This is a genomic window from Limimaricola cinnabarinus, assembly GCF_047631075.1.
Lineage (GTDB): Bacteria > Pseudomonadota > Alphaproteobacteria > Rhodobacterales > Rhodobacteraceae > Limimaricola > Limimaricola cinnabarinus.
Genome location: NZ_JBLHYX010000012.1, coordinates 1 through 24,279 on the forward strand (window position 1 = coordinate 1; position 24,279 = coordinate 24,279).

Below are 24,279 nucleotides of genomic sequence, written 5' to 3' on the forward strand. Positions count from 1 at the left end.
AAATCCAGATCCGCATCGCCATCATGAACCGCTTCTCGGCCCTTGGCAGGGCCGAGATCAAGGCCGTCCGCTGAAGATTGCGGGAAAGGGGGCAGTCATGCCCGAGGCTGCTTTGTGCAACATCGCCTCGACAGTGACGGTCTGGCCGATGAGGTCCGCGTCGTGCAGACTATTATTAACGGCACTGACGGCTCCGACATCCTCTTCGCCTGACGCCTGATCGGGGGCCCGGAGGGCAGAGCTACTCCGGGCCATTCCCTTGCTAACGACAATCACTCAGAACCAACTCAACCGATTGTGGGCCGCTAGCCCGCATCTCGGCGCAGCCCACCATCGCCCGGCTCTGTTGCGGCCTCTCCCACACACGCAGCATCAACATTTTCGCCTCCTGCGAACGGCGCCCACCCAAAGGCACCTCCAAGACCCTTACACCATCACCTTTTTGATCGGCCATGGACCCGCACCGGGTCCGGCAACTGCTTTGACATCACACCAAGCGGCTTGACTACGTAGATGGCTGCGCCCACGCGGCTATGGTCAATGAGGATCGCTACGCCGAACTGAAGGACTTCCTCGAGGCCAGCAAGAGCAAGGTCTTGATGCTGCACCCTTGGCCCCGGCACACCCCTGCTAGCGTCGTCTGCGTTCGCGCCTGCGAACTGCCGCCCTTCTAGGCTGCAGGCGCCGATCGTGCGCGCCGCCGCTTTGAGCGCATGATGCACGCATCATCTCGGCCTGACGGCGCAGTAGGAACAGCACGGTATCAACGTCGGCGATGCTGCGCGAGATCGTACGCTGTCGTGTTGAAAGATAGTCTTGTTGGTTACGGCATTGCTCGCTTTCGGTTAAGGGCGGCCAAGCTGCGCTGCGGTTGCTTCTGACAGGTCACCGGAAGCGGATAGAAGTCGGGTGACACGCGCCGCCTTCAGGGGATGGCGCAAGATGCTACGGCGGCGGTTCAATGGAGTCGAGGCTTCGTCCTAGCCCCCCCCACATCTGTGACGAGACGACCCGGTATGTCGAGACGGACAAAGTCCGAACCCATAGCGAAACCAGCTTCTTTTAAGACCGAGAGAATGGTGCCCGGGGGCGGAATCGAACCACCGACACGAGGATTTTCAATCCACTGCTCTACCCCTGAGCTACCCGGGCACGGGGATGATGGCTGCTGCCGTCATCGGGTGTGGGCCTTCTAGGCGAGGCGTAGGGGGGTGTCCAGAGGCATTCGGTGGAAAATGATCGGTCCCCGTTCAATGCGTACGGCGGTGCGTATCGGTCCCGGCTTGCGCTGCCTCGTCGAGCGCCCGCTCGACGTCTTCGGGATCCTGTGACGGCACGGCGTAGGTGCCCCCCAACCAGCGCGCGAGATCGACGTCGGCGCAGCGTTTGGAGCAGAACGGACGGCAATCGGGCACCGTCGGCTTGTTGCAGATCGGGCAAGCCATCACAGCTTGCTCAACAGCCGCGCCAGACCGGGACGCTCGCGCTTGCGTTGCAGTTCGAACAGACCCATGGGGCTCCAGCCCACGAGCGACGTCTCGACCGGATCGTTGCGGAAGGAGGCGCGGATCGACTGCTCGAGCTGCTTGCGATGCGCCTTCGACATGGGTGCAAAGTCGACGACAATCTGGCCGCCCAAGCCCCGCAGGCGCAGCGCGCGCGGCAGGGCGCGGGCCGCGGCGAGGTTGGCCTTGAGCGCGGCGGCGGGCGTGGTGTCGCCGCCGGTGTTGACGTCGACCGCGACGAGAGCGCGGGTCGGCTCCACGAAGATCGAGCCTTCGCCGGTTGTTACGCGCGCGCTTTTCAGCCCCTCGATCTGGTCGAGCACATTCTCACGCTCGAAGCCGCCCGGCTCCGTCATCACGTCGTCGGCGACCCAGTCGCGCCAAGCCAGCAGATGCGGCCCGTCGCCCTCGGTCAGTGCCTCGGGCTCAGCGCCTTCGGCATCGGCCGTCACCGCTTCGGCCAAGGCGCGCATCGAAGCGATGTCCTCGGCGATGTCGTCCTCGGAAGCCCCCTCGCAGACCGAACGCAGGATCAGGCCGAAGCCCTCGGGCGCGCCCTCCATCCCTTCTTCGGCGAGGATGCGCAGACGCGCGCGCTCCTCGTCCTCGGAAATGCGGCGCGAGATGTTGAGCCCAGGCGCGCCTGGGGTGACGATGGCAAAGCGGCTCTTGAACAGCACCCGATCAGTGAGTGGCACGGCCTTGCCATCCTCGGAGATGCCGGTGACCTGCACCAAGAGCGCCTGACCGGGGCGCAGCCCCTTGCCTTGACGCAGAAATCCGGTGCCACCTTCGGGCAGGCGCACCATCATCCCGCCCTGCCCCTTGAGCGGCCGGTCGCAGATCGCGCGGTAGATCGCGCCGGGGCGTGGCGCGTCGCCCTCTTCTATCAACAGGTCGTCGAGCTGGCCGTCGACCAGAAGGGCCGCGGCCTCGCGCGTGCCGATATGGTCAAGGACGATGCGGCGTCCCTTCATTGGGTCTCTCCGTACAAGGGGAATCCGGCCGCCGTCAGCAGCCCCGCGGTTTCCGACAGAGGCAGGCCGACGACGCCGGTGAACGAGCCGTTGATCCATGGGATGAAGGCCCCGGCGGGGCCTTGGATGGCATAACCGCCCGCCTTGCCCTGCCAGTCGCCGGTGGCGAGGTAGGCGTTGACCTCCGGGTTCGACAGCCGCTTCATCTTCACCGCCGTCTCGACCTCGCGCGTCCAGAGGCGATCGCCCCGGCGCACCGCGACAGCTGTGATGACGGTATGGCGTCGGCCCGACAGCAGATGCAGAAATCGCGCGGCCTCGGCGGCATCCACGGGCTTGCCCATGATGCGGCGACCAAGCGCCACCGTTGTGTCGGCGCAGAGCAGCACCTCACCATCACCAAGCGAGACGGCATTTGCCTTTTCGCGCGCGATGCGTGCGGCGTAAACACGCGGTAATTCGCCTTGGCGCGGCGTCTCGTCGATATCGGGGGGGCGAATGTCAGCTGGTTCAAGGCCGATCTGCGCCAGCAATTCGCGGCGGCGCGGCGAGGCCGAGCCGAGGATCAGCCTCAGCCCGCTCTCGGGCGGCAGCGCGCTCATGAGCGCGTCAGCGGAAGCGATAGTTGATCCGACCCTTGGTCAGATCGTAAGGGGTCATCTCGACCTGCACCTTGTCGCCCGCGAGGACGCGGATCCGGTTCTTGCGAAGTTTGCCCGCCGTATGTGCGATGATCTCATGGCCGTTTTCCAGCTCGACCCTGAACGTCGCATTCGGCAGGAGTTCCTTCACGACACCGGGAAATTCGAGCAGTTCTTCCTTGGCCATGGTCTCTCCGTCCAGTGGTACCCGCGAAACGCGCGGGCCAATGCGGAGTAGATGCGCCTTCGAGCCACGAGTTTCAAGGGCAAACAGGCCGCGATCCGGCCCGTGCCGTGCAGCTTCGCGATGACCTTCGCCCGCCCGAGTTTCGGGTGCAATCAAAAATTCGTGCCATCTTGGCGGAACGTCCGCCGCAGTGCGCCGTTGTGTGCCCGAAGCGAAGCATAATACGGGAGATACTCCATGACCATGCGGATGACACAGCTGCTGCTGACGACGGCCCTTACCCTGCCGCTGGCAGCCGGTGCACAGGCGCAGACCACCGATGCCACCTGTTCCGACCTCGAATTGCTGCTGACCGAAAACATGGCCGACGGCGTACCCGCCGATGCGCCAATGACCCAAGATGACATCAACACGATCATCGCGGCCGAGAACGACGCGGAATGCGCCGTCGTCTTCGTCGAGCTTGAGCGGCTCGTCGCAGTCGAAGGCGAAACCGCCACGGCCGAGGGCGAGGCCGAACTGGCCGAAACCGAAACCGCGACCGTGCGCCTCGAAGACGAGGTCGTGATCGAAGGCATGGTGTACCTTGAGCAGGAGCAGCCTTCGGTGTCCGTCGAGTCGGGTCAGACCGACGTGATGGTTTCGAACGCCACCCCCGACGTGACCGTGAACGAGGGCCAGCCCGAAATCCTGATCCGCCAAGCCCCGGCGACCATCACCATGGACATGCCGCAGCCGACGATCCGGATCGAGCAGCCGGCGCCCGAGATCATCATCACCATGCCCGACCCGACCGTCGACGTGGCCAACACCCAGCCGCAAGTCGAGATCCGTCAGGCCGATCCGGTTGTGACCGTGACCCAGGCCCGCCCGACGGTCGAGCTTGAGCTGCAGCGCGCCGAAGAAGGCTCCGAAGGCGGCTTCCAGGTCACCGATCGCGCCAGCGGCGAAACCTACGAGCCCGGCGTCGCCGGCGAAGCCCGCACCATCGAAGAAGCGCAGGTTCAGCTGACCACTGTCGAGCCGACAATCACCTACGAAGAGAGCCGTGACGGCTCGAACGCCAATGTCTCGGTGCAGCGCGCCGAGCCGCAGATCCGTTTCGAGAGCGCCGAGCCGGTGATCGAGTTCACCCAAGCTGGTGAGCCGGTGATCGAAATGGTGCAGACCGGCGAGCCGGTGGTGACCATCAACGAGGCTGCCGTCGAAGGTGAAGCCCCCGTCGAAGGTGACGCTGCTGCCCTAATGGAGCAGCCTGAAGCTGAGACCGAGTTGAACGAAGCTGAAGCCGAAGTCGAAGGCGCAGCCGAGGAAGTCGAAGCCGAAGTCGCCGAAGCCGGCAATGAGATCGAAGCCGAGGCCGCTGAGGTCGAAGCCGAAGTCGAGGGCGAAGCTGCTGAAGTCGAAGCCGAGGTCGAAGGTGAAGTCGCCGAAGCCGAAGCCGAAATGGAAGTCGTCGAAGCCGAGACCGCCGAGATGACCGAAGAAGCCACCATCGAGAGCACCGGTCCGATGATCGAGCGTGAAGGCTTTGCAATGGTTGCGGCCAACGAGATCGCCCTGACCGACCTCGAAGGCTCGACCGTCTATGGCATCAATGACGAGCGCATCGGTGACATCGGCGACATCATGGTCGACGATCAGGGCCAGATTCAGGAAGTGGTCGTCGAAGTCGGCGGGTTCCTTGGTCTCGGCGAAAAGCCGGTCGCCATCCCCTTCGACCAGATGAGCGTGCTGCGTTCGGAAGCCGGTGAAGTCCGCGTCTTCATCGAAGCCACCGAGGAAGAGCTCGAGTCGATGCAGTCGGTCGAGCAGTAAGCTTCTCTCTCGAGAATAAGGAAGGCCGCCCTTCGGGGCGGCCTTTTTCGGTGGTGCTGGCAGATACCCCCGATCGAAGTGGAATACCCGTGTCGGCTTACATGCGCGGCGGTCCCCAGCGCTGCATGAGCCGATCGACGATCATGTCGCGAGTCTGCCGATAGCTGCGCAGTCGCTCCTCGCGCCCCTCGCCCAGACCCGTCGGATCGAGAACCGGCCAGTATTCGACCGAGAGATGAAAACAGCTGGTCAGGTCGAGCGCCCGGCGCTGGCTCGCGGGCGACAGGGCCAGCACCAGATCGAAGGATGACAGATCATCGCCCCAATCATGCATCTCGTCGAAGCTGCGCGAGCGGTGCCGATGCAGTTCGACCCCGATTTCGGCGCAGACCGCGATGGCGAAACCGTCGATCTCCAGATCGTTCTTCACGCCAACCGACTGGATGTAGCAATCGGCGCCATAGAACTTCTTCATGATCCCCTCGGCCATGGGCGAGCGGACCGCGTTGTGGTCGCAGCAGAACAGGACCGACTGTGGAAGTGGCTGCGATGTTGCGGCCAAATCCACCTCAGGCCCCGAAATGCAGCACGCAGATGAGGGTAAAGAGCCGCCGCGCCGTATCGGTGTCGACCTCCGCCTTGCCCTCGAGTCGTTCCTGCAGCACCCGCGCGCCCTCGTTGTGAATGCCGCGCCGGGCCATGTCGATCGTTTCGATCTGGCTTGGTGGCAGGGTCTTCACCGCGTCGTAGTAGCTCTCGCAGATCTGGAAGTAATCCTTGACCACCTGCCGGAACGGCCCGAGCGAAAGATGAAACTCCGCCGCCCGCTCGCCGGTCGTGTTGGCCACGTCGAATACCAGCCGCTTCTCGCGGATCGCAAGCCCGAGGTGATAGGGCCCCGCCTCGCGGCCGGGCAACGAAAAGCGGTTGTCCTCGAGCAGGTCGAACACCGCGACGCGGCGTTCCTGCTCGATCTCGGGCGTCGGCGCCTGGCCCGCGTCGTCGAGCCGGATTTCGGCGATGCGGGTCATGTCTCGCTCCGGTTCAGCCGATCAAGCCGCGCCGTCAGCGACAGCCCATGCGCCTCGAGGCTTTCGGCCCGTGCGAGCCGCGCGCCAGCGGGACCGATCGCGGCCAGTGCCGATGGCGTCATCTTGGAAAGGGTCGTGCGCTTGAGGAAATCCATCACCGAAAGCCCTGAGGAAAACCGCGCCGAGCGTGCCGTGGGCAGGACGTGGTTGGGTCCGGAAATGTAGTCACCGATCGCCTCCGGCGTCCAGTGCCCCAGAAAGATCGCTCCCGCATGGGTGATCTTTCCGGACAGCGCCTCGGGATCGGCGACGCACAGTTCCAGATGTTCGGCGGCGATCCGGTCGGCCAGCGCCACCGCCTCATCCAGATCGCGCACCGTGACGATGGCCCCGAAGTCGCGCCAGCTCGCCCCTGCTATGGTGCGCCGCTCCAACGTCTCGAGCCGCGCTTCGACTGCCTCGGCCACCCGCGTGCCAAAGGCCGCGTCGTCGGTAATCAGTATCGACTGCGCACTCTCGTCGTGCTCGGCTTGTGACAACAGGTCGAGCGCGATCCAGTCGGGGTCGTTGTCGGAATCGGCGATCACGAGGATCTCGGACGGGCCGGCGATCATGTCGATGCCGACGCGGCCGAAGACCCGGCGCTTGGCGGCGGCGACGAAGGCGTTGCCCGGCCCGGTGATCTTGTCCACCGGCGCGATGGTCTCGGTGCCATAGGCCAGCGCCGCGATCGCCTGCGCGCCCCCCACTCGGTAGATCTCATCCACCCCCGCGATGCGGCAGGCCATCAGCACCAGCGGGTTCGCAACGCCGTCCGGCGTCGGCACCGTCACGGCAAGCCGTTCGACACCGGCGACCTTGGCGGGCACCGCGTTCATCAAGACCGAGGAGGGATAGGAGGCGAGGCCACCGGGCACGTAGAGACCCGCCGCCGATACGGGCGTCCAGCGCCAACCCAGCATCGCCCCGACCTCGTCGGTCCAGCTTTGATCCTCGGGCATCTGGCGGGCATGATAGGCGCGAATGCGTTCAGCGGCGAGTTCGAGCGCGGCGCGATCCTCGTCTGAAACCTTGGCGCATTCGGCCTCGATCTCTTCGGGCGAAAACCGCAGCTGCGCGGGATCGAGCGTCATCCGGTCGAAGCGCGAGGTATAATCAACGAGGGCCAGATCGCCGCGCGCCCGCACATCGGCGATGATCGCGGCCACGATATCGTCCACATCGGGGCTGTCCTCGCGCTTCATGGTCAGGAGCGCGGAAAAACGGGCCTCGAAATCGGCATCGGTGGTGGACAGGCGGTGCGGCATGGCGGTCTCCTTCGGCCCGCAGGCATAGCCTTGCCCGCCCCCCTGCTCAACCGTCCAGTTGCCGCACGTAGTAGAGGTCGTCAACGAAGCCGCTTTCAAGGCGCGCGGCGCGCGGCAGGAAACCGTGCCGGACGAAACCATGTTTTTCGTAGAGCCGGATCGCGGGGGCATTCTGCGCGGCCACGAACAGTTCCACCTGCAGCTTTCCATCGGCGGCGGCCCGGTCAAGCGCGGCACCCAGCAGACGCGCACCGATGCCCGTGCCATGCCTTTGGGCACTCACATAGAAGGCATTGAGCATCACCCGGTGCGCAGTTGCCGTCGCCTCGACCACTGGATCGAGAGCAGCCGTGCCGACCAGCCGGTCATCCTCGAAAACACCCAGCACGAGACGCCCCACAAGGCTTTTCGCGACCTCCTCGTCTGAGCGGGCCAGCTCTTCCCGCAGCGTGGTCAGGAACGCCTCGGGGAACAGCCGCAGTCCCTCGGTCCGAATCCTGCGCCATTCGGACAGGTCACAGGGACCGAGGTCGCGGATCACTCCGGGTGCCGGGGCGCCTTGCCCGAGGGCGCGGCATAGGGCCGGGTCACGTCGCGCAGCACCAGCTCCGGGGCCTCGACATCGATCGCGATCTCGCCGTCGCCCGCAAGGATCAACCGGATCGTTCCCGTGCCGTCTTCTCCCGGAGCGAACACCACCGCCAGCAGCGACAGCACCGTGTCGCGGTCGCGCGGATCGAGACCTTGGCTGCGCACCGCCATCACGTTCTCGACGCAGAGCACCGATTGCACGCGCTCGGCCTCGCGCGTGGTCGCAGGATCCTCCCAACGGAAGCGGTTGAGCAGCATCCCGAAGCGCCGCTCGCTCTTGCGCCAGGCCATCTCGGCGGCGGGCAGGACCGAATCCTGCACCAGCGCCGAAATCACCTGCACATCGTCGCCATCGAGCGCCTTGAGCCGCAAGGGGCGCTGCGCGCCCTCTTCGAATGTCGCGTCGCGGGTTGCGGTCATGCACGCACCCTTTCGATTCTGGCGCCCACTGCGCTGAGCTTGTCCTCGACATGCTCATAGCCGCGATCGAGGTGATAGACCCGGTTCACGATCGTCTCGCCTTCGGCGGCAAGCCCCGCGAGGATCAGGGAAACGGAGGCCCGCAGGTCGGTCGCCATCACCGGCGCGCCCTTGAGCTTGTCGACGCCGGTGACGACCGCGTGGCCGCCATGCACCTCGATCTTCGCGCCCATGCGCTGAAGCTCAGGCGCGTGCATGAACCGGTTCTCGAAGATCTTTTCCTCAAGACGGCTGGTGCCCGTCGCGGTGCAAAGCATTGCCATCATCTGCGCCTGAAGATCGGTAGGAAAGCCCGGGAATGGCTCGGTTGTCACGTCCACGGCACGCGGACGGTCCCCGCGCAGCCTCACCTTGAGGCCGGCTTCGGTTTCGGTCACTTCGATGCCCGCGGCGTCGAGCTTCTCGACGAAGGCGCCGATCAGTTCGAGCTTGCCACCGAGACACTCCACCTCGCCGCCGGTAAAGGCGGGGGCCAGCATGTAGGTGCCAAGTTCGATCCGGTCGGTGACGACCCGATGGGTCGCGGCGCCGAGCCGGTCGACGCCCTGCACCTCGATGGTCGAGCTGCCCTCGCCTGCGATCTGCGCGCCCATCGCCCGCAGGCAGCGCGCGAGATCGATGATCTCGGGTTCGCGCGCCGCGTTCTCGATGACCGTCGATCCCTTGGCGAGCGTCGCGGCCATCAGCACGTTCTCGGTCGCGCCTACGGAGGCAAAGCGCAGCTTCACGCGCCCGCCCCGAAGGCCGCCGCGCGCCATGGCGTGCAGATAGCCGTCCTTAAGTTCGATCTCGGCACCCAGCGCCGTGAGCGCCTCGATGTGGATGTCCATGGGCCGCGCGCCGATCGCGCAGCCACCCGGCAGCGAGACCACCGCCTCGTGGGCGCGCGCCAAAAGCGGACCCAGCACGAGGTTCGAGGCGCGCATCTTGCGCACGATCTCATAGTCGGCCCGGGTCGAGGCGAGGTCATGGGTCGACAGGGCGATGACCTTGCCGCCCTGCATCGAGGACACTTCGCAGCCTAGCGACTCCAGAAGCTGCGTCATGGTGACGATGTCCGACAGGCGCGGCGCATTGGTGAGCGTCAGCGGCTCTTCGGACAGAAGCGTCGCGGGCATCAACGCGAGGCAGGCGTTCTTGGCGCCGGCGATCGGGATCTGGCCGCGCAGCTCGGCGCCGCCGCGTACGATGATCGAATCCATGCCTGCTACTCTTTCTCTTTCTCGTCGCCGGGCTTGGCCTCGGTGGCGCGCGCCTGCGCCTGCGCCTTGCGACGGGCGATGTTGGTCTTGAGGGCCGCCTTCAGGCGGTCCTTGCGATCGGCCGCGCGGGGCGGGTCCTGACGAGGTGCTTTCATGTAGGCGCAGATAGCGTCCCTGCCCCTTTCCGTCCAGTTCCAGGCGCGCAAACCCGGCCACGCGCCGACAATCGCAGACCGTTGCGTCAATCTGTCGAAAATCCCCTTGCGCTCGCTGCCCGGGCAGGTAAAAGCCCGCCCAGACGCTGCAGTAGCTCAGTGGTAGAGCACACCCTTGGTAAGGGTGAGGTCGAGAGTTCAATCCTCTCCTGCAGCACCACTCCTCCCCTTTTCGATATAGACCTTTGGGATTGAGGCCATTTGCCCTCGGGGTGAGTTAATCTGCCTGACGGATCGCGATTCTCCCTTGCGGAATCCTTCAGCAATTCGCTCAGTGGATGTGTTGCTATTTTGTGTTCAGAGAGTTTCCATGTATACAGTCGACCCGCTTCTTCCGTGGGCGTTGCTGGGCGTTATCGCCCTTGCAGCCACCACCCCCTCGATCCCTCCGGACAACCGGCAAGATCTTCCCGCTCCGCAGGCGAGCGAAGGGATGCGTCTGGAGCAAATGATCGCCGCGTCCTGCCGCGCGTCCTCCCGAACCCCGGAGACCTGTCCGATCGCGGTTCCCGTGATTGAAACCCCGCTCTGGGCGGCGATGCACTGACGCGTCGTGGCGAGGGGTCCGCCCCCCTCGCCACCATGCCTTCTTAGGGGTGGAGCCTCAGTCGCCGATCCAGTCCCAGGGCCGCGTGAAGGCCCCGAGGGCCTTGGCGGCATCGGCCTCGGTCGCGGTGCCGGTGCGCCGGATCTTGGCAACGAGACCGCGGCGGCTGTCCTCGACCACTTCCGCCACCTCGGCCCCGACACCGGCTGCGGCCAATGCTTCGTCATAGACCCGGGCGATCGCCATTCTGCGCAGCGCCGGCTTGAAGATCTTGCCGACCGCCGTCTTGGGCAGTTCGGGCAGGATTTCGAGATGACGCGGCCGGGCGGCCCGTTCGGGGACGTGCTCGCGCGCGTAGTCGAGCAATGCCGCGCGATCGATCTCGGCGCCGTCCACCAGTTCGACATAGACACAAGGCACCTCGCCCGCATGCGCATCCGGCTGACCGATGGCCCCCGCGAAGGCGATCGCGGGATGGGCGGCCAGCGCCTCCTCGATCTCGGCGGGGTCGATATTATGACCGCCCCGGATGATCAGGTCCTTGGCCCGGCCGGTGATCCATAGATACCCATCGGCGTCGATCCGCCCCAGATCGCCGGTGCGCAGGAACTGCCGCTCATCCTCATCGCCGGGCCAATAGAGCCCGTCGTTCTTGGCGGGATCGGTATAGGTGTCGCCGCGTGCCACGCCGGGGTTCGACACGCAGATCTCTCCCACCGTGTCGGGCGCGCAGTCCTCGCCGGTGTTCGGGTCGAGGATGCGCACCTGCGTATAGGGGAACGGCACGCCCACAGAACCCACCTTCTTTTCGCCCTCGGGCGGGTTGATCGCCACCAGACAGGTCGCCTCGGTGAGACCGTACCCCTCGCAGATGGTGACGCCCGCCGCCTCCTCGAAGCGCTTGTAAAGCTCGACCGGCAGTGGCGCGGAGCCCGAGAATGCGAGGTTGAGCGTCGAGATGTCGGCATTCACGGGGCGCTGCATCAGGGCCGAGATCGCGGTCGGCACGGTGATCATGAAGGTCACCTGCCAGCGCTCGACCAGCTTCCAGAAGTTGTCGAACACCCCCTCGCCCCGGTAGCCTGCCGGGGTCGGCAGGATCACATGCGCGCCCGAGGCCAGCGAGGATCCCATGATGACGATGGCCGCAAAGACATGGAACATCGGCAATGGGCAAATGATGTTGTCGCGGTCCGAGAACATCAGCCGCCCGCCAAGCCAACCGTTATAGACGATGCCGGAGTAGCGCAGCTGCGCCACCTTGGGCATGCCGGTGGTGCCGCCGGTGTGGAACAGCGCCGCGACACGGTCGCCTGGGCTGTCGGCGAAGGCGAGACTGCGCGGCTGGCGCGCAACCTCGCGCGAGAAGTCGAGCACGCGGGCCTTGTGGCGCACCGGCACCTTGGGCCGGATCAATGGCACGATAAGCTTCTTCACCCCGGTGAGGTAGCGCAGCAGGTCGACCTCGAGTACCGTCTTAACGTTGGGCGCCAGCGCTACCGCTTCGGCGGCCTTCTGCGCCACGTCGCTCTTGGGGAATGCCTTGAGCGTGATCAGCACCTTGGCTTTGGTCTGGCGCAGGATCGCCCCGATCTGGCCCGCATCGAGAAGCGGGTTGATCGGGTTTACGACGCCCGCGATCTGACCGCCGAGATAACTCTGCACCACTTCCGAGCAGTTGGGCAGCAGGAAGGCTACCACGTCGGTTTCGCCCACGCCCAGCTCGCGCAGCAGGTTCGCGGTCTGAATCGATTTTGCGTGCAGCTCGGTCCAGTTCAGCGTTTCGGCCGGAGCCTTGGGGTCGGACAGGAGCTGGAAACTCAGCGCCTCGCGCTCTGGAAAAGCCTTGGCGGTCCGCTCCAACAGGCCGTGTGTCGTCGCCGGCTGGCCCTGCGCCGCCCATGTTCCCCCGGCCTCGATCGCTGCGCGATCGGCCATGCCCGCAAAACCCATTCCGTTCCTCCCCGGTCGGTTGTCGTATTCGTGCCGCCTCGCGGCTCCATCCCTGCACGAAGCATCAGACTGACCCGCGCGTCACGCAAGCATGACGCCGCGATAGCCCCGTATCGCGCAAGGGGTTTTCGAGACCCTCGACGCTACTCGGCGGCCTCGATCATGCCATCGGTGAATTGCAGCCGCGCCAAACGGGCATAGAGCCCGCCCTCGGCCACCAGCGCGTCGTGGCTGCCCTGCGCCACGATCCGGCCCGCCTCGAAGACCAGGATACGGTCGGCCTTCTTCACTGTGGCCAGACGGTGCGCCACGATGAGCGTCGTGCGCCCGGTGGCGAGCCGGTCCACGGCGCGCTGCACCAGCCTTTCGCTTTCGGCGTCGAGCGCGCTCGTCGCTTCGTCGAGCAGCAGTACCGGCGCGTCGCGCAGGATCGCGCGCGCGATGGCGATCCGTTGTTTCTGCCCGCCCGACAGCATCACGCCCCTCTCGCCGACCTGGCTGTCATAGCCGTCGGGCAGTGCCATCAGAAACTCGTGCGCGGCGGCGGCATGAGCCGCGGCCTCGACCTCGGCATCGGTGGCGTCGGGGCGGCCGAAGCGAATATTCTCGCGCGCCGTGTCGGCAAAGATCACCGGGTCCTGCGGCACCAGCGCCATCCGACACCGGAAATCCGACCGCGCCATGTCACGCAGGTCCGTCCCGTCGAGCGTGACCCGGCCAGTCTTCGGATCCCAGAACCGCAGCAGGAGCTGGATCATCGTCGTCTTACCCGCCCCCGAAGGGCCGACCAGCGCCACCGTCTCTCCCGGTGCGATGGTGACGCTGACATGGTCGAGCGCCGAGACGTCGGGGCGCGAGGGATAGGAAAAGGAGACATCGTCGAACACGATCTCGCCACGCGCCTCGGGCACTGGTCGCGGGGCGGACGGCTCACGCAGGCTGTCTTCGGCATTGAGAAGCTCGACCAAACGCTCTGTCGCTCCCGCCGCGCGTTGCAGCTCGCCCCAGATCTCGGTCAGCGCACCGACCGATCCTGCGACCATCACCGCGTAGATCACGAACTGCACCAGCGCGCCGATGGACATCTCACCGGCGTTCACGTCTCGCGCGCCGATCCACAGCACGCCGACGATGCCCGCGAAGATCAGGAAGATGACGATCGCCGTCATCACCGCCCGTGTGCCGATCCGCTCACGCGCCGCGACAAAGCTCTTTTCGGTGATCTCGTCGAACCGCTCCTTGCTGCGCGCCTCGTGGCTGTAGGCCTGCACGGTCTGCACCGACAAAAGCGTCTCTGAGGCATTGCCCGAGGAGGCCGCGATCCAGTCCTGGTTCTCTCGGCTCAGGACGCGCAACCGGCGGCCCAGCACCACGATCGGCACGATGATCGCGGGTACGATCAGCAGCACCAGCCCGGTGAGCTTGGCCGAGGTCAGCATCAAGAGCGCCAGACCGCCGATCAGGATCAGCAGATTGCGCAGCGCGATCGAGGCCGAGGAGCCGATCACCGACAGGATCAGCGTGGTGTCGGTGGTGATCCGGCTCAGCACCTCGCCGGTCATGATCCTCTCGTAGAAGGCGGGGCTCATGCCCACCATCCGCCCAAAAAGCGCCTTGCGAATGTCGGTCACCACCCGCTCGCCCAGCCGCGTCACTAGGTAGTAACGCGCCGCCGTGCCCAGCGCGAGCAGCCCCGCGATCACCAAAGCCGCAGCGAAATACCGGTCGAGCAGCATACCTGCGTCGACCTCGAAATTGTCGACCACCCGGCGCACCGCCAGCGGCAGCACGAGGCTTACGCAGGCAGTGAACACCAGCGCCGAAATGGCGAGCGTCATGATGCCGCGATAGGGCGCGATGAACGGCCAGAGCGCCCGCAGCGCCCCGATGTTGCGCGAGCCCGGCCGGTCCTCGTCGCTGGTCTTGGGGGATCGGGCCATCGCACGCCTCGTTCAAAGATTGCAATGGTTGTCTAGACGCCGCGTGGCGCCATCACAAGCGAAGGGGGCAAGGCGAGTAATGCGGCACCGTGCCCGGCCCGGTCCGGCTCAGGCCGGAACGGCTGCCAGCGCGCGAGCCCGGCGGCGCAGCGCCAGCACCGGGGGCAGGATCATCAGCAGCAGCGCCGCGACGGCCCCGAAGGCCAGCCGCAGGCCGAATACCTCCGACAATCCGCCCATCAGCACCGGTGCGATCAGGAAGGCGCAAAAAGCGATGACGGCAACACGGGCGATGGCCTGCGACCGCTGATGCGGCGCCACCATGCGCCCCGCCAGTGCCAGCCCCATCGGGCCGATCACCGAAATGCCGAGACCGGTGATCGCAAAGCCGAGATAGGCCACCATCGGCACCGGGGCCATCGCCGCGATCGCCGCGCCAAAGGCCGAGACCAGAGCCGCCACCCGGATCACTGCCGTCTCACTGAGCCTCTCGGCCAGTGCCTGACCGCCGAAACGGCCCAGCGTCATGGTGATGCCCAGAAGGGCGGGACCAAGCGCGCCCTGCGCCGCGCCACCGCCCAGCGTCCGTTCGATATGCAGCGCCGACCAGCTTTCGACCGTGGCCTCGCTCAGAAAGGCGATCATCACCACGATACCGCACAGCGCCACCGGCCAGAGCGGCAGTGTCACCGACGCCCCTTCCTCCGGCATCATCGCCGACGCGGGCGCGCGCCACAAAAGCGGCATCAGCACCAGCGTCACGACCGTCATGCCACCGAACACCACGAGGATCGGCAACCCGGCCTCGCGGGTGAGGCCGGAGGCGAGCGCGGCGCAACCATAGGCCAGCGAGAACAGCCCGTGATTGGCGTTCATCAAGGAACGCCCCGACTGCGCTTCGATCTGGCTCACCCGCGCGTTCATCACCACGTCGCAGACGCCCGACGCCATGCCGACGCCGACCATGCCGATGGCGAAAGCCAGCGGCGTCGCGGCAAGCGCCGGTGCGATCCACGCCAGCGCCAGAAGTGCCGCCGCGACGGGCAAGGCCGCGCGCCCCAGCTTCTGATCGAACCGCGGTGCCAGCCACATCGTTGTCAGAAGGCCGAGGGAGGAGCCAAGCAGCAGCGTGCCGAACACCGCGTCATCGACGCCGAGACGGTCACGGAACACCGGCACATGCGCGGCAAAGACGCCCCAGTAGAGCCCCATGACCACGAAGGCGGAGCCCGGCGCGCGAGTCAGTCGGAGAGCCGAGAGAATGGACATGCGCAAGGCCGTGCCACGCGGCGGACCGACAGTCCAGAGACGCCGCGTCGCCTGCGCCTGTTTATGCCCATGCAGGCCTTTTCAAACGGGGGATTCGGCGCTAAGGGCACAGGTTCTGAATCGGGCCATACACCCTTGGAGGATGGCCCATCACCTGAAAGGACTTACCAATGGCCAAAGAGATTCCGGATCTCGTTGCCACGGCACGCACGGGGACAGGCAAGGGGGCCGCTCGTCAGGCACGTCGCGAGAACCTCGTTCCGGGCATCGTGTATGGCGGCGGCGCCGACCCGCTGCCGATCAACCTGCCCTACAACGCCCTGATCAAGAAGCTGAAGGCAGGCCGTTTCCTGTCGACGCTGTTCAACCTCAAGGTCGAGGGCCAGGACGACGTGCGCGTCATCTGCCGCTCGGTGCAGCGCGACGTGGTGCGCGACCTGCCGACCCATGTGGACCTGCTGCGCCTGCGCCGCACCACGCGGATCAGCCTCTACATCCACGTCGAGTTCGAGAACCACAAGGACGCGCCGGGCATCAAGCGCGGCGGCGTGCTCACGGTGGTCCGCCCTGAGGTCGAGCTGAACGTGCTCGCAGGCGAGATCCCCGAGCAGATCGTGGTCGACCTGACCGGCAAGCAGATCGGCGACGTGATTCACATCAGCGACGTCACCCTGCCCTCGGGCGCCAAGCCGACGATCGACCGTGACTTCGTGATCGCCAACATCTCGGCGCCCTCGAAGCTCGCCGCCGCCGCCGAGGAAGAGGCCGAGCCCGCCGCCGACGAGGTCGAGGCGACCGAGCAGACCGACGCCTGATCGCCTTGGCGACCAAGCGTGTGGAAACGGGGCCCTTCGGGGCCCCGTTTTGCGTCCGGGCACTGGCCCTGCGCGTGACGGCGCGCTAGGTTCCGCCGCATGAAACTCTTCGTCGGACTTGGAAACCCGGGCGGCAAATATGCCCGGAATCGTCACAACATCGGCTTCATGGCCGTGGACCGGATCGCGGAAGATCACGGCTTCGCACCTTGGCGCGCAAAGTTTCAGGGCGAGATGTCCGAGGGCAGGCTCGGGTCGCAGAAGGTGCTGCTTCTCAAGCCCATGACATTCATGAACCTGTCCGGCCAGTCGGTCGGCGAGGCGGCGCGGTTCCACAAGATCAACAGCACCGACATCTGCGTCTTTCATGACGAGATCGATCTCGCGCCCGGGCGGCTCAAGACTAAGGCTGGCGGCGGTCACGCGGGGCATAACGGCCTGCGTTCGATCCACCAGCACCTGGGGCCGCATTACGACCGCGTGCGCATGGGTGTGGGCCATCCCGGCCACAAGGACGCGGTGCCGGGCTACGTGCTCAAGGATTTCGCCAAGGCCGACGAGATCTGGCTCGACGACATGCTGCGCGGTATCTCCGACGGAGCGGCAGCCTTGGCGGCGGGCGACGATGCGCGGTTCCTCAACGCAGTATCACTGCGACTGAACCCGCCGCGTTCCGGTGGTGGGACCAAGGGCCGACCCGCCGAGCCGCAGGCGCCCGAGACCGAACCCGCGGCGCGACAGGACCCCGCCTCGGCAGAACCGGACAGGTCAGATGATCGCTCTGCCCTGCAAAAGCTGGCGGATCGCTTCAGGTGACTTGTTAGAACGGAGCTGCCAAAGGTTCGCCGGGCTGCCAATCCGGGCGCGCCCACTGACCTTTTCTCAGGAGGATTGCCATGCAGATGGACCCGTCGCTCAACGTTCTGGACGGCCCGCTGGCGCCCTGCTCGACCGCGCCCCTGACCGGGTTCTTTCGGGATGGGCACTGCAACAGCTGCGCCGAAGACCAAGGCAGCCATACGGTCTGCGCGGTGATGACGGCCGAATTCCTCGCCTATTCGAAATATGTGGGCAATGACCTGAGCACGCCGCGACCTGAGTTCGGCTTTGCCGGTCTGGCCCCCGGAGACAGCTGGTGCCTTTGTGCGGGACGTTTTCTGCAGGCCCATGACGAGGGCTGCGCGCCTCGGGTACACCTTGCCGCCACCCACAAACGCGCGCTCGAAATCGTGCCGCTCGAGGTTCTGACACAACACGCAAGCTGACAAGCAAAAGCCCCGGCCGGATACTGTCCAGCCGAGGCTTTGTTTGACGGGACCGGCCGCGAAGCCGATCCCGCTAAATCACCAAGATCAACCAGCGTCGTCTTCGTCGCCTTCACCTTCGGTATCTTCACCCTCTTCGATGAAGCCTTCGGTTTCGGTGTCGTTGGGCTGGATCGTGGATTCGTCGGTGTCGCGGTAATCCGGATCGCTGCTGTCATCGGACTCGGCACGGACTTCCGGTTCAGCAATGTCGGTCGAGGGCATGTCGTCGCCCGAGTGCATCATCATGCCTTCGGGAACGGTGAACATCGCCGTCACGGGCGCGTCGTTGACCATGACCGGCGTGTCGACGTCGGTCATGTCGGGGCCAAAATCATAGACGCCGTTGCCGTTCGACTCGACGTGCAGCATGGCCACGAGTTCGGTCCCGGCGGCAAGCGCCCCGGGCACCATCACGGTGACATCGGTGTTCTCGCCGGCCATGACCATGGCGTGTGCCAGCGATTCAGGCACCACCGGCTCGCCATCGGTAACGGCGTGCAGGACGATGTAGCCGTCCTGGCGGGTGTTGATGCGGGGGAAGGTCACAGTGGTCTGCCCGTCCATCATCGACATCTGCATGGCCGTGGCATCGGTATCGATCATCATGTCGTCCTGCGCCATGGCGCCACCGGCCATGAGAGCGGTAAGTGCAGCGGCGCTGGTAAAGGTCTTGAGCATTTTCGTCTCCAGAATGAGTTCGCTCCCCAACCCTTCAGACCCGATAGGGTTCGTTACCGTACGACACGTATTCGTGTGAACTAAACATAAAGACTGAAACAGAAAAAGGCCGACCGGAGGATATCCGGTCGGCCCTTCAGATCAGGTATGGAACGACTGGCGTTACTGACCGTCGTCCTCATCGCCTTCGCCGTCGCCGTCTTCACCCTCTTCGATGAAGCCTTCGGTCTCGGTATTGTTCTCTTGGATCGTGGATTCGGTGGCGTCGCGGTAATCCGGATCTTCGTCATCATCGGACTCGGCGCGGGCTTCGGGCGAAGCCGGCTCGGTCGCCATGCTCATGCCGGTCGCGATGCGGATTTCCTGCACGCTCAGCATCATGTTGCCGTCGCTGTCGTCCTCCATCAGGATCGCCGCGCCGTCGGCGCCGAAGGCAGCGACCAGCTCGTCGTTCGACAGCATCATGTCACCGTCGGTGTCGACCTCGGCGAACGGAATGCTCTGCGCCGAAGCGGCCGAAGCACCCAGAACGAGGGCGGTCGTGGCAGCAGCGAAAGTCAGTTTGTTCAGCATGTCGTGTCCTCTCAATTGTGAGTTCGTCGTCCAACGTGTCATCCGACAACTCCGTTCGACGGCAAGTGATCACATAATCGTGAGGCCAAACAAATCAAGCCGAGATATCAACGCCCAGATGCTTGGCGACAGTGAAGATGTCCTTGTCGCCCCGACCGCACATGTTCATTACCAAGAGATGGTCGCGCGGTAGATCCGGCGCGATCTTCATGACATGGGCCAATGCGTGAGACGGCTCCAGCGCCGGGATGATGCCTTCGAGCGCACAAGACAGCTTGAACGCCTCGAGCGCCTCCATGTCAGTGATCGCCACGTATTGCGCGCGGCCGATCTCATGCAGCCAGGCATGTTCGGGGCCGATGCCGGGGTAATCGAGCCCGGCCGAGATCGAGTGACCTTCGAGGATCTGGCCGTCATCATCCTGCAGCAGGTAGGTCTTGTTGCCATGCAGCACACCGGGGCGTCCGCCGGTGAGAGAGGCGCAGTGCTGCATCTTCTGGTCGACGCCCTTACCGCCCGCCTCGACGCCGATGATGTTCACCTCGCGGTCGTCAAGAAAAGGGAAGAACAGCCCCATCGCATTCGACCCGCCGCCGATCGCGGCGATCAACGTGTCCGGCAGGCGCCCCTCGGCCTCGTGCATCTGCTCGCGCACCTCCTTGCCGATGATCGACTGGAAGTCGCGCACCATCGCCGGATAGGGGTGCGGGCCCGCGACGGTGCCGATGCAGTAGAAGGTGTCGCGCACATTGGTAACCCAGTCGCGCAGCGCGTCGTTCATCGCGTCCTTGAGGGTGCCGCGCCCGGAGGTGACAGGGATCACGTCCGCACCCAGAAGCCGCATCCGGAACACGTTGGGCGCCTGCCGCTCCACGTCATGCGCGCCCATGTAGACCACGCATTTCAGGCCGAACTTGGCGCAGACCGTCGCGGTGGCGACGCCGTGCTGGCCTGCGCCGGTCTCGGCGATGATCCGGGTCTTGCCCATGCGACGGGCGAGGATGATCTGACCCAGCACGTTGTTGATCTTGTGCGCGCCGGTGTGGTTCAGCTCGTCGCGCTTGAGATAGATCTTGGCGCCGCCCAGATGCTCGGTCAGCCGCTCGGCATAATAGAGCGGGCTCGGGCGACCCACATAATGGGTCCACAGGTCGTTCATCTCGGCCCAGAAGGCGTCGTCGGTCTTGGCCTTCTCATATTCGGCCTCGAGCGACAGGATCAGTGGCATCAACGTCTCCGAGACGAAGCGGCCTCCGAATTCGCCGAAGCGGCCGCCCTCGTCGGGCCCGGCCATGAAGCTGTTGATGAGATCGTCCGCCATGCGCTGAGCCTCCTCGCGTTCGGCGTCCGGACTACCCTTGCCGCGCCGCACGGTAAAGGCCCAAGGCGTCAGTCGCGGTCCCGGGGCGCGGCGTGGTTCCTGTCGCGCCAGCGGCGCAGCATGCCGTCGCTCCAGCGACGGCCCCGGATCAGCGTGGAGTTGACGCCCGGTCGCAGCATCGGCAAATCCACCGCCAGAAGCGCCAGACCAATCGGCAGCATCCACAGCCCGAAGAGCGGCAGGATCGCGGCAAAACCACCCAGGATCAGCAGGATCCCCGCGGGAATGCGAATCCAGCGCGCATGGTCCGCCATCAATCGTTCGGTCAGCCCGTGCAAACGTGGCGATCCGCCGGTCATGGCCCGCATCTGCCGGCGCAGCCGGGCCTTCTCACGCTCGTGATCGACGGGTTTGCTCATGGATGGCATGTAGGGCAGCCGACAGGCCGGGGCAATCGCCCAAATTGATGCCCCTCAGAGGCTTGCGGCGTCGAGAAAGGCGCGAATGCGGACCTCATCCTTCACACCCGGCGCGCTTTCCACGCCCGAAGATACGTCGACCTGCCGCGCGCCGGTTCGGGCCACCGCTTCGGCGAGGTTGTCGGGCGTGAGACCGCCCGCCAGCATCCACGGCACCGGCCAGCGCCGTCCCGCGATCAGCTGCCAGTCGAAGGCCAGCCCATTGCCGCCCGGAAGCGGGGCACCTTTGGGTGCCTTGGCGTCGACAAGGATCTGGTCGGCCACGGCGGCATAGGCATCAAGCGCGGGCAGATCGGCCTCGGAGGCCACGCCCACCGCCTTCATCACCGGCAGGCCGTGACGCGCACGGACCTCGGCCACGCGCTCGGGTGTCTCGTGGCCATGAAGCTGCAGCATGTCGAGCGGCACGCGGGCCACGATCTCGTCAAGAGTGGCATCGTCGGCGTCGACCACCAGCGCCACCTTGGCGATGCCCGGCGGCACCTCGACGGCGAGCGCGGCGGCCTGCTCGACCGTCACCGCACGGGGGGATTTCGCGAAGAATACGAAACCCACATAGCGCGCGCCCGCCGCCATGGCGGCGTCGAGGCCTGCCCTGTCGGACAGGCCGCAGATCTTGACGGAGACAGGCACGGTCAGGCGCGCGCGGGCACGGCCGGCGCATCGACGAGGGCCAGCACGTCGTCCTCGCCCTCGTGCTTCTCGTGGCGAAGGCGGTCCACCTCGCGCTCGAGCCGGTTCACCTCGCGGGCGCGCTTGCGGGCCTCGGCGCGGTGCTTGTGCTCGCGCAGCCACTCCCACAGGAAGCCGATCAGGAGGCCGAGCGCCACGCCGATCAGGATGACGGCATAGAGCGGCATGTCGACATCGGGCGAGACGCCGAACAGGCCGCTGAGCCCCTCGGGCAGTACGCGCAGCGTGACGACGCCGCGATTGGCGAGGCCGAGGATGACGAGACAGATGGCGACGATGCCCCAAAAGGCGGTGCGGAGAGCTCTCATGTCTTGGTTCTATTTCCCATTGAGCCGGTCGCGCAACAGCTTGCCGGTCTTGAAGAAGGGGACGTGTTTCTCGTCGACCTCGACCGCCTCGCCTGTGCGGGGATTGCGGCCGAGACGCTGGTCGCGCTTCTTGACCGAAAAGGCCCCGAAGCCGCGCAGTTCGACGCGGTTGCCCTCGGCCATGGCCTGGGTGATCCGGTCGAAGATGGTGTTCACGATCTTTTCCACGTCGCGTTGATAGAGATGCGGGTTCTCGTCCGCGATCTTCTGGATCAGTTCGGATCGAATCATGTGCGCCCCCCCCTTGCCCGGCCGACACCCCGGAGGCGGGGTGTCACGGACCTGTGACAGGAAGACTATAGGACGTTCACGGGTTCCGATAAATAGTGCAGTCAAATCAAGGGGACTGTTTTCGCGATCCGTTCACGAAAAGGCCCCGCCGTCCGTTTCCGGACGACGAGGCCGATCTTGTGGCCGGGGCCCCGAGAGGCCCCGACGGGCTCAGCGGTCGCCCTTGAGGGCAGCGCCGAGGATGTCGCCCAGCGAGGCGCCCGAATCGGAGGAACCGTACTGCTCGACCGCTTCCTTCTCTTCGGCGATCTCGCGCGCCTTGATCGACAGGCCCAGCTTGCGGGTCTTGCTGTCGACATTGGTCACGCGCACATCGATCTTGTCGCCGACGCCGAAGCGTTCGGGGCGCTGCTCGGCACGGTCGCGCGACAGGTCCGAGCGACGGATGAAGGACTTCATGCCCTCATAGGTCACCTCGATGCCGCCGTCTTCGATCTTGGTCACCTCGACGGTGATGATCGAGCCGCGCTTCACGCCGCCGATGGCATCCGCGAACGGGTCGCCGTCCATCGCCTTGATCGAGAGCGAGATGCGCTCCTTCTCGATGTCGACCTCGGTGACCTTGGCCTTCACGACGTCGCCCTTGCGGAAGTCGCCGATCACGTCCTCGCCACGACCTTCCCAGGTCAGGTCGGACAGGTGGACCATGCCGTCGATGTCGCCCGGAAGGCCGACGAACAGGCCGAACTCGGTGATGTTCTTCACCTCGCCCTCGACCTCGGTGCCCTCGGGATGGGTCTCGGCGAAGACTTCCCACGGGTTGCGCTGGGTCTGCTTCAGGCCGAGCGAGACGCGGCGCTTGGCGCTGTCGATCTCGAGCACCATCACTTCCACTTCCTGCGAAGTGGAAACGATCTTGCCGGGGTGCACGTTCTTCTTGGTCCAGCTCATCTCGGAGACGTGGACCAGACCCTCGACACCCGGCTCCAGCTCCACGAAGGCGCCGTAATCGGTGATGTTGGTCACGCGGCCGGTGTGCACGCTCTCGATCGGGAACTTGCCCTCGACCGAATCCCACGGATCGTCCTGCAGCTGCTTCATGCCGAGGCTGATGCGGTGGGTTTCCTTGTTGATCTTGATGACTTGGACCTTGACGGTCTCGCCGATCGCCAGGATCTCGGACGGGTGGTTCACGCGGCGCCACGCCATGTCGGTGACGTGAAGCAGGCCGTCGACGCCGCCCAGATCAACGAACGCACCGTATTCGGTGATGTTCTTGACCACGCCGTCGACCGTCTGGCCTTCGTGCAGGTTGGCGATGACCTCGGCGCGCTGCTCGGCGCGGCTCTCTTCGAGGATCGCGCGACGCGACACCACGATGTTGCCCCGGCGACGGTCCATCTTGAGGATCTGGAACGGCTGCTTGAGACCCATGAGCGGGCCGGCGTCGCGCACGGGACGCACGTCGACCTGGGAGCCCGGCAGGAAGGCCACGGCGCCGCCGAGATCGACGGTGAAGCCGCCCTTGACGCGACCGAAGATGGCGCCCTCGACGCGCTCCTCGTCGGCATAGGCCTTCTCGAGGCGGTCCCAGGCTTCTTCGCGGCGGGCCATCTCACGGCTGATGACGGCTTCGCCACGGGCGTTTTCGACCTGGCGCAGGAAGACCTCGACCTCGTCACCGGGCTTGAGGTCCGGCTGCTCGCCGGGGTTCGCGAATTCCTTGAGATCGATGCGGCCTTCCATCTTGTAGCCGACATCGATGATGGCCTGGCCCGCCTCGATGGCGAGAACGCGGCCCTTGACGACGCTGCCTTCGGACGGCGTGTCGATTTCGAAGCTTTCGTTCAGGAGGGCTTCGAATTCCTCCATGGATGCTTTAGCGCACATGCGGTCAGTTTTTCCTTTGTAAGTCGCTATACGGGCCAGGCGGTTGTCTCCGCCGGTCTTTGGATTACGGTTTGCCCCGGAAACGTTCCAACACGACGAGGGCCGGAGTTCCGACCCTGCCGATGCTGCTCGTACGCGCATGGCGTACCGTTCCCTTGACGCTCGCGTCTATAGTCCGATCCAGCGCGCTGATCAAGCAGCACGGCCACACTCGCGCCCGCAGTTGCGGCCTAGGCCCCTGCCGCCATTGTCCCGACCGCG

General features: G+C 65.5%; 27 protein-coding genes and 2 tRNA genes. 6 read left to right on the forward strand and 23 right to left on the reverse strand.

Going from position 1 to position 24,279, the window contains the following annotated elements; all coding sequences use genetic code 11:
* Positions 1 to 1,077: 1,077 nt before the first annotated feature.
* From ACJASC_RS10975 to infA, 5 genes are all read right to left on the reverse strand, one after another.
* A tRNA-Phe gene (locus tag ACJASC_RS10975) sits at positions 1,078 to 1,152 on the reverse strand.
* A gap of 98 nt (positions 1,153 to 1,250) precedes the next feature.
* Positions 1,251 to 1,445 carry a DNA gyrase inhibitor YacG gene (locus ACJASC_RS10980; protein ID WP_415145992.1) on the reverse strand — a complete coding sequence of 65 codons (195 nt, stop codon included), beginning with the start codon at positions 1,443 to 1,445 and terminating at the stop codon, positions 1,251 to 1,253.
* The gene (locus tag ACJASC_RS10985; protein ID WP_415145994.1) at positions 1,445 to 2,482 is read right to left on the reverse strand and encodes a ribonuclease E/G; all 1,038 of its coding nucleotides are present in this window, start codon (positions 2,480 to 2,482) and stop codon (positions 1,445 to 1,447) included. The genes ACJASC_RS10980 and ACJASC_RS10985 overlap by 1 nt, the downstream gene beginning before the upstream one ends.
* Positions 2,479 to 3,057 carry a Maf family protein gene (locus tag ACJASC_RS10990; RefSeq protein WP_110546304.1) on the reverse strand — a complete coding sequence of 193 codons (579 nt, stop codon included), beginning with the start codon at positions 3,055 to 3,057 and terminating at the stop codon, positions 2,479 to 2,481. Before ACJASC_RS10990 ends, ACJASC_RS10985 begins: the two co-directional genes overlap by 4 nt.
* 34 nt (positions 3,058 to 3,091) lie before the next feature.
* Positions 3,092 to 3,310, reverse strand: a complete 219-nt coding sequence (infA, locus tag ACJASC_RS10995; protein ID WP_013384801.1) for a translation initiation factor IF-1 — start codon at positions 3,308 to 3,310, stop codon at positions 3,092 to 3,094.
* Positions 3,311 to 3,547: 237 nt separating this feature from the next.
* Here infA and ACJASC_RS11000 point away from each other — a divergent pair, with 237 nt between their 5' ends.
* A complete protein-coding gene (locus tag ACJASC_RS11000) occupies positions 3,548 to 5,128 on the forward strand; it encodes a PRC-barrel domain-containing protein (protein ID WP_415145996.1) in 1,581 nt (526 codons plus the stop codon).
* Positions 5,129 to 5,225: 97 nt separating this feature from the next.
* Here ACJASC_RS11000 and ACJASC_RS11005 read toward each other — a convergent pair whose 3' ends face one another.
* From ACJASC_RS11005 to ACJASC_RS11035, 7 genes are read right to left on the reverse strand one after another with little or no spacing between them, the layout of a single operon-like run.
* Positions 5,226 to 5,696 carry an arsenate-mycothiol transferase ArsC gene (locus ACJASC_RS11005; RefSeq protein WP_081698467.1) on the reverse strand — a complete coding sequence of 157 codons (471 nt, stop codon included), beginning with the start codon at positions 5,694 to 5,696 and terminating at the stop codon, positions 5,226 to 5,228.
* A 1-nt stretch (position 5,697) separates the two neighbouring features.
* Positions 5,698 to 6,159: a UPF0262 family protein gene (locus ACJASC_RS11010; RefSeq protein WP_021692570.1), complete on the reverse strand. Its 462-nt coding sequence runs from the start codon at positions 6,157 to 6,159 to the stop codon at positions 5,698 to 5,700.
* Positions 6,156 to 7,466, reverse strand: coding sequence for a histidinol dehydrogenase (hisD, locus tag ACJASC_RS11015; RefSeq protein WP_415145999.1), 1,311 nt, complete (start codon positions 7,464 to 7,466; stop codon positions 6,156 to 6,158). The genes ACJASC_RS11010 and hisD overlap by 4 nt, the downstream gene beginning before the upstream one ends.
* 46 nt (positions 7,467 to 7,512) lie before the next feature.
* Positions 7,513 to 8,007 carry a GNAT family N-acetyltransferase gene (locus tag ACJASC_RS11020; protein ID WP_415146001.1) on the reverse strand — a complete coding sequence of 165 codons (495 nt, stop codon included), beginning with the start codon at positions 8,005 to 8,007 and terminating at the stop codon, positions 7,513 to 7,515.
* Complete coding sequence (locus ACJASC_RS11025) at positions 8,004 to 8,477, reverse strand: DUF2948 family protein (RefSeq protein ID WP_021692573.1); 474 nt, start codon at positions 8,475 to 8,477, stop codon at positions 8,004 to 8,006. The genes ACJASC_RS11020 and ACJASC_RS11025 overlap by 4 nt, the downstream gene beginning before the upstream one ends.
* Positions 8,474 to 9,739 carry a UDP-N-acetylglucosamine 1-carboxyvinyltransferase gene (gene murA / locus ACJASC_RS11030; RefSeq protein ID WP_415146003.1) on the reverse strand — a complete coding sequence of 422 codons (1,266 nt, stop codon included), beginning with the start codon at positions 9,737 to 9,739 and terminating at the stop codon, positions 8,474 to 8,476. Before murA ends, ACJASC_RS11025 begins: the two co-directional genes overlap by 4 nt.
* Positions 9,740 to 9,744: 5 nt before the next feature.
* Positions 9,745 to 9,894, reverse strand: a complete 150-nt coding sequence (locus ACJASC_RS11035) for a hypothetical protein (RefSeq protein ID WP_021692575.1) — start codon at positions 9,892 to 9,894, stop codon at positions 9,745 to 9,747.
* A 145-nt stretch (positions 9,895 to 10,039) separates the two neighbouring features.
* Between ACJASC_RS11035 and ACJASC_RS11040 the strand changes: the two genes are divergently transcribed.
* A tRNA-Thr gene (locus ACJASC_RS11040) sits at positions 10,040 to 10,114 on the forward strand.
* A gap of 150 nt (positions 10,115 to 10,264) precedes the next feature.
* Positions 10,265 to 10,501, forward strand: a complete 237-nt coding sequence (locus ACJASC_RS11045) for a hypothetical protein (protein ID WP_415146005.1) — start codon at positions 10,265 to 10,267, stop codon at positions 10,499 to 10,501.
* Between the two features lie 57 nt (positions 10,502 to 10,558).
* Here ACJASC_RS11045 and ACJASC_RS11050 read toward each other — a convergent pair whose 3' ends face one another.
* The 3 genes from ACJASC_RS11050 to ACJASC_RS11060 form a co-directional block, all read right to left on the reverse strand.
* Positions 10,559 to 12,454 (reverse strand): acyl-CoA synthetase, encoded by a 1,896-nt coding sequence (locus tag ACJASC_RS11050; protein ID WP_021692576.1) that lies wholly within the window; start codon positions 12,452 to 12,454, stop codon positions 10,559 to 10,561.
* Positions 12,455 to 12,597: 143 nt separating this feature from the next.
* Complete coding sequence (locus ACJASC_RS11055; RefSeq protein WP_415146007.1) at positions 12,598 to 14,394, reverse strand: ABC transporter transmembrane domain-containing protein; 1,797 nt, start codon at positions 14,392 to 14,394, stop codon at positions 12,598 to 12,600.
* A 108-nt stretch (positions 14,395 to 14,502) separates the two neighbouring features.
* On the reverse strand, positions 14,503 to 15,663 hold the full coding sequence (locus tag ACJASC_RS11060) for an MFS transporter (protein ID WP_415146009.1): 1,161 nt from the start codon (positions 15,661 to 15,663) through the stop codon (positions 14,503 to 14,505).
* Positions 15,664 to 15,833: 170 nt separating this feature from the next.
* Here ACJASC_RS11060 and ACJASC_RS11065 point away from each other — a divergent pair, with 170 nt between their 5' ends.
* The 3 genes from ACJASC_RS11065 (at position 15,834) to ACJASC_RS11075 (ending at position 17,743) form a co-directional block, all read left to right on the forward strand.
* Positions 15,834 to 16,478 (forward strand): 50S ribosomal protein L25/general stress protein Ctc, encoded by a 645-nt coding sequence (locus tag ACJASC_RS11065; protein WP_021692579.1) that lies wholly within the window; start codon positions 15,834 to 15,836, stop codon positions 16,476 to 16,478.
* A 99-nt stretch (positions 16,479 to 16,577) separates the two neighbouring features.
* Entirely contained in the window at positions 16,578 to 17,294 is a 717-nt protein-coding gene (pth, locus tag ACJASC_RS11070) for an aminoacyl-tRNA hydrolase (RefSeq protein ID WP_415146012.1), read from the forward strand.
* A gap of 80 nt (positions 17,295 to 17,374) precedes the next feature.
* The gene (locus ACJASC_RS11075) at positions 17,375 to 17,743 is read left to right on the forward strand and encodes a DUF2237 family protein (RefSeq protein ID WP_021692581.1); all 369 of its coding nucleotides are present in this window, start codon (positions 17,375 to 17,377) and stop codon (positions 17,741 to 17,743) included.
* Between the two features lie 87 nt (positions 17,744 to 17,830).
* On the opposite strand, the gene ACJASC_RS11080 is transcribed toward ACJASC_RS11075, so the two are convergent.
* The 8 genes from ACJASC_RS11080 to rpsA form a co-directional block, all read right to left on the reverse strand.
* Positions 17,831 to 18,463 carry a DUF7282 domain-containing protein gene (locus ACJASC_RS11080; RefSeq protein ID WP_021692582.1) on the reverse strand — a complete coding sequence of 211 codons (633 nt, stop codon included), beginning with the start codon at positions 18,461 to 18,463 and terminating at the stop codon, positions 17,831 to 17,833.
* 162 nt (positions 18,464 to 18,625) lie between these two features.
* Positions 18,626 to 19,036, reverse strand: a complete 411-nt coding sequence (locus ACJASC_RS11085; RefSeq protein WP_415146014.1) for a hypothetical protein — start codon at positions 19,034 to 19,036, stop codon at positions 18,626 to 18,628.
* Between the two features lie 94 nt (positions 19,037 to 19,130).
* Entirely contained in the window at positions 19,131 to 20,357 is a 1,227-nt protein-coding gene (trpB, locus tag ACJASC_RS11090; RefSeq protein WP_415146016.1) for a tryptophan synthase subunit beta, read from the reverse strand.
* 68 nt (positions 20,358 to 20,425) lie between these two features.
* Positions 20,426 to 20,776 carry a YgaP family membrane protein gene (locus ACJASC_RS11095; RefSeq protein WP_021692585.1) on the reverse strand — a complete coding sequence of 117 codons (351 nt, stop codon included), beginning with the start codon at positions 20,774 to 20,776 and terminating at the stop codon, positions 20,426 to 20,428.
* Between the two features lie 54 nt (positions 20,777 to 20,830).
* On the reverse strand, positions 20,831 to 21,469 hold the full coding sequence (locus ACJASC_RS11100) for a phosphoribosylanthranilate isomerase (protein ID WP_415146018.1): 639 nt from the start codon (positions 21,467 to 21,469) through the stop codon (positions 20,831 to 20,833).
* Between the two features lie 2 nt (positions 21,470 to 21,471).
* Positions 21,472 to 21,837 carry a lipopolysaccharide assembly protein LapA domain-containing protein gene (locus ACJASC_RS11105; protein WP_021692587.1) on the reverse strand — a complete coding sequence of 122 codons (366 nt, stop codon included), beginning with the start codon at positions 21,835 to 21,837 and terminating at the stop codon, positions 21,472 to 21,474.
* A 9-nt stretch (positions 21,838 to 21,846) separates the two neighbouring features.
* The gene (gene ihfB, locus ACJASC_RS11110; RefSeq protein WP_021692588.1) at positions 21,847 to 22,128 is read right to left on the reverse strand and encodes an integration host factor subunit beta; all 282 of its coding nucleotides are present in this window, start codon (positions 22,126 to 22,128) and stop codon (positions 21,847 to 21,849) included.
* A 210-nt stretch (positions 22,129 to 22,338) separates the two neighbouring features.
* Positions 22,339 to 24,018: a 30S ribosomal protein S1 gene (gene rpsA, locus ACJASC_RS11115; protein ID WP_081698468.1), complete on the reverse strand. Its 1,680-nt coding sequence runs from the start codon at positions 24,016 to 24,018 to the stop codon at positions 22,339 to 22,341.
* Positions 24,019 to 24,279: the final 261 nt, after the last annotated feature.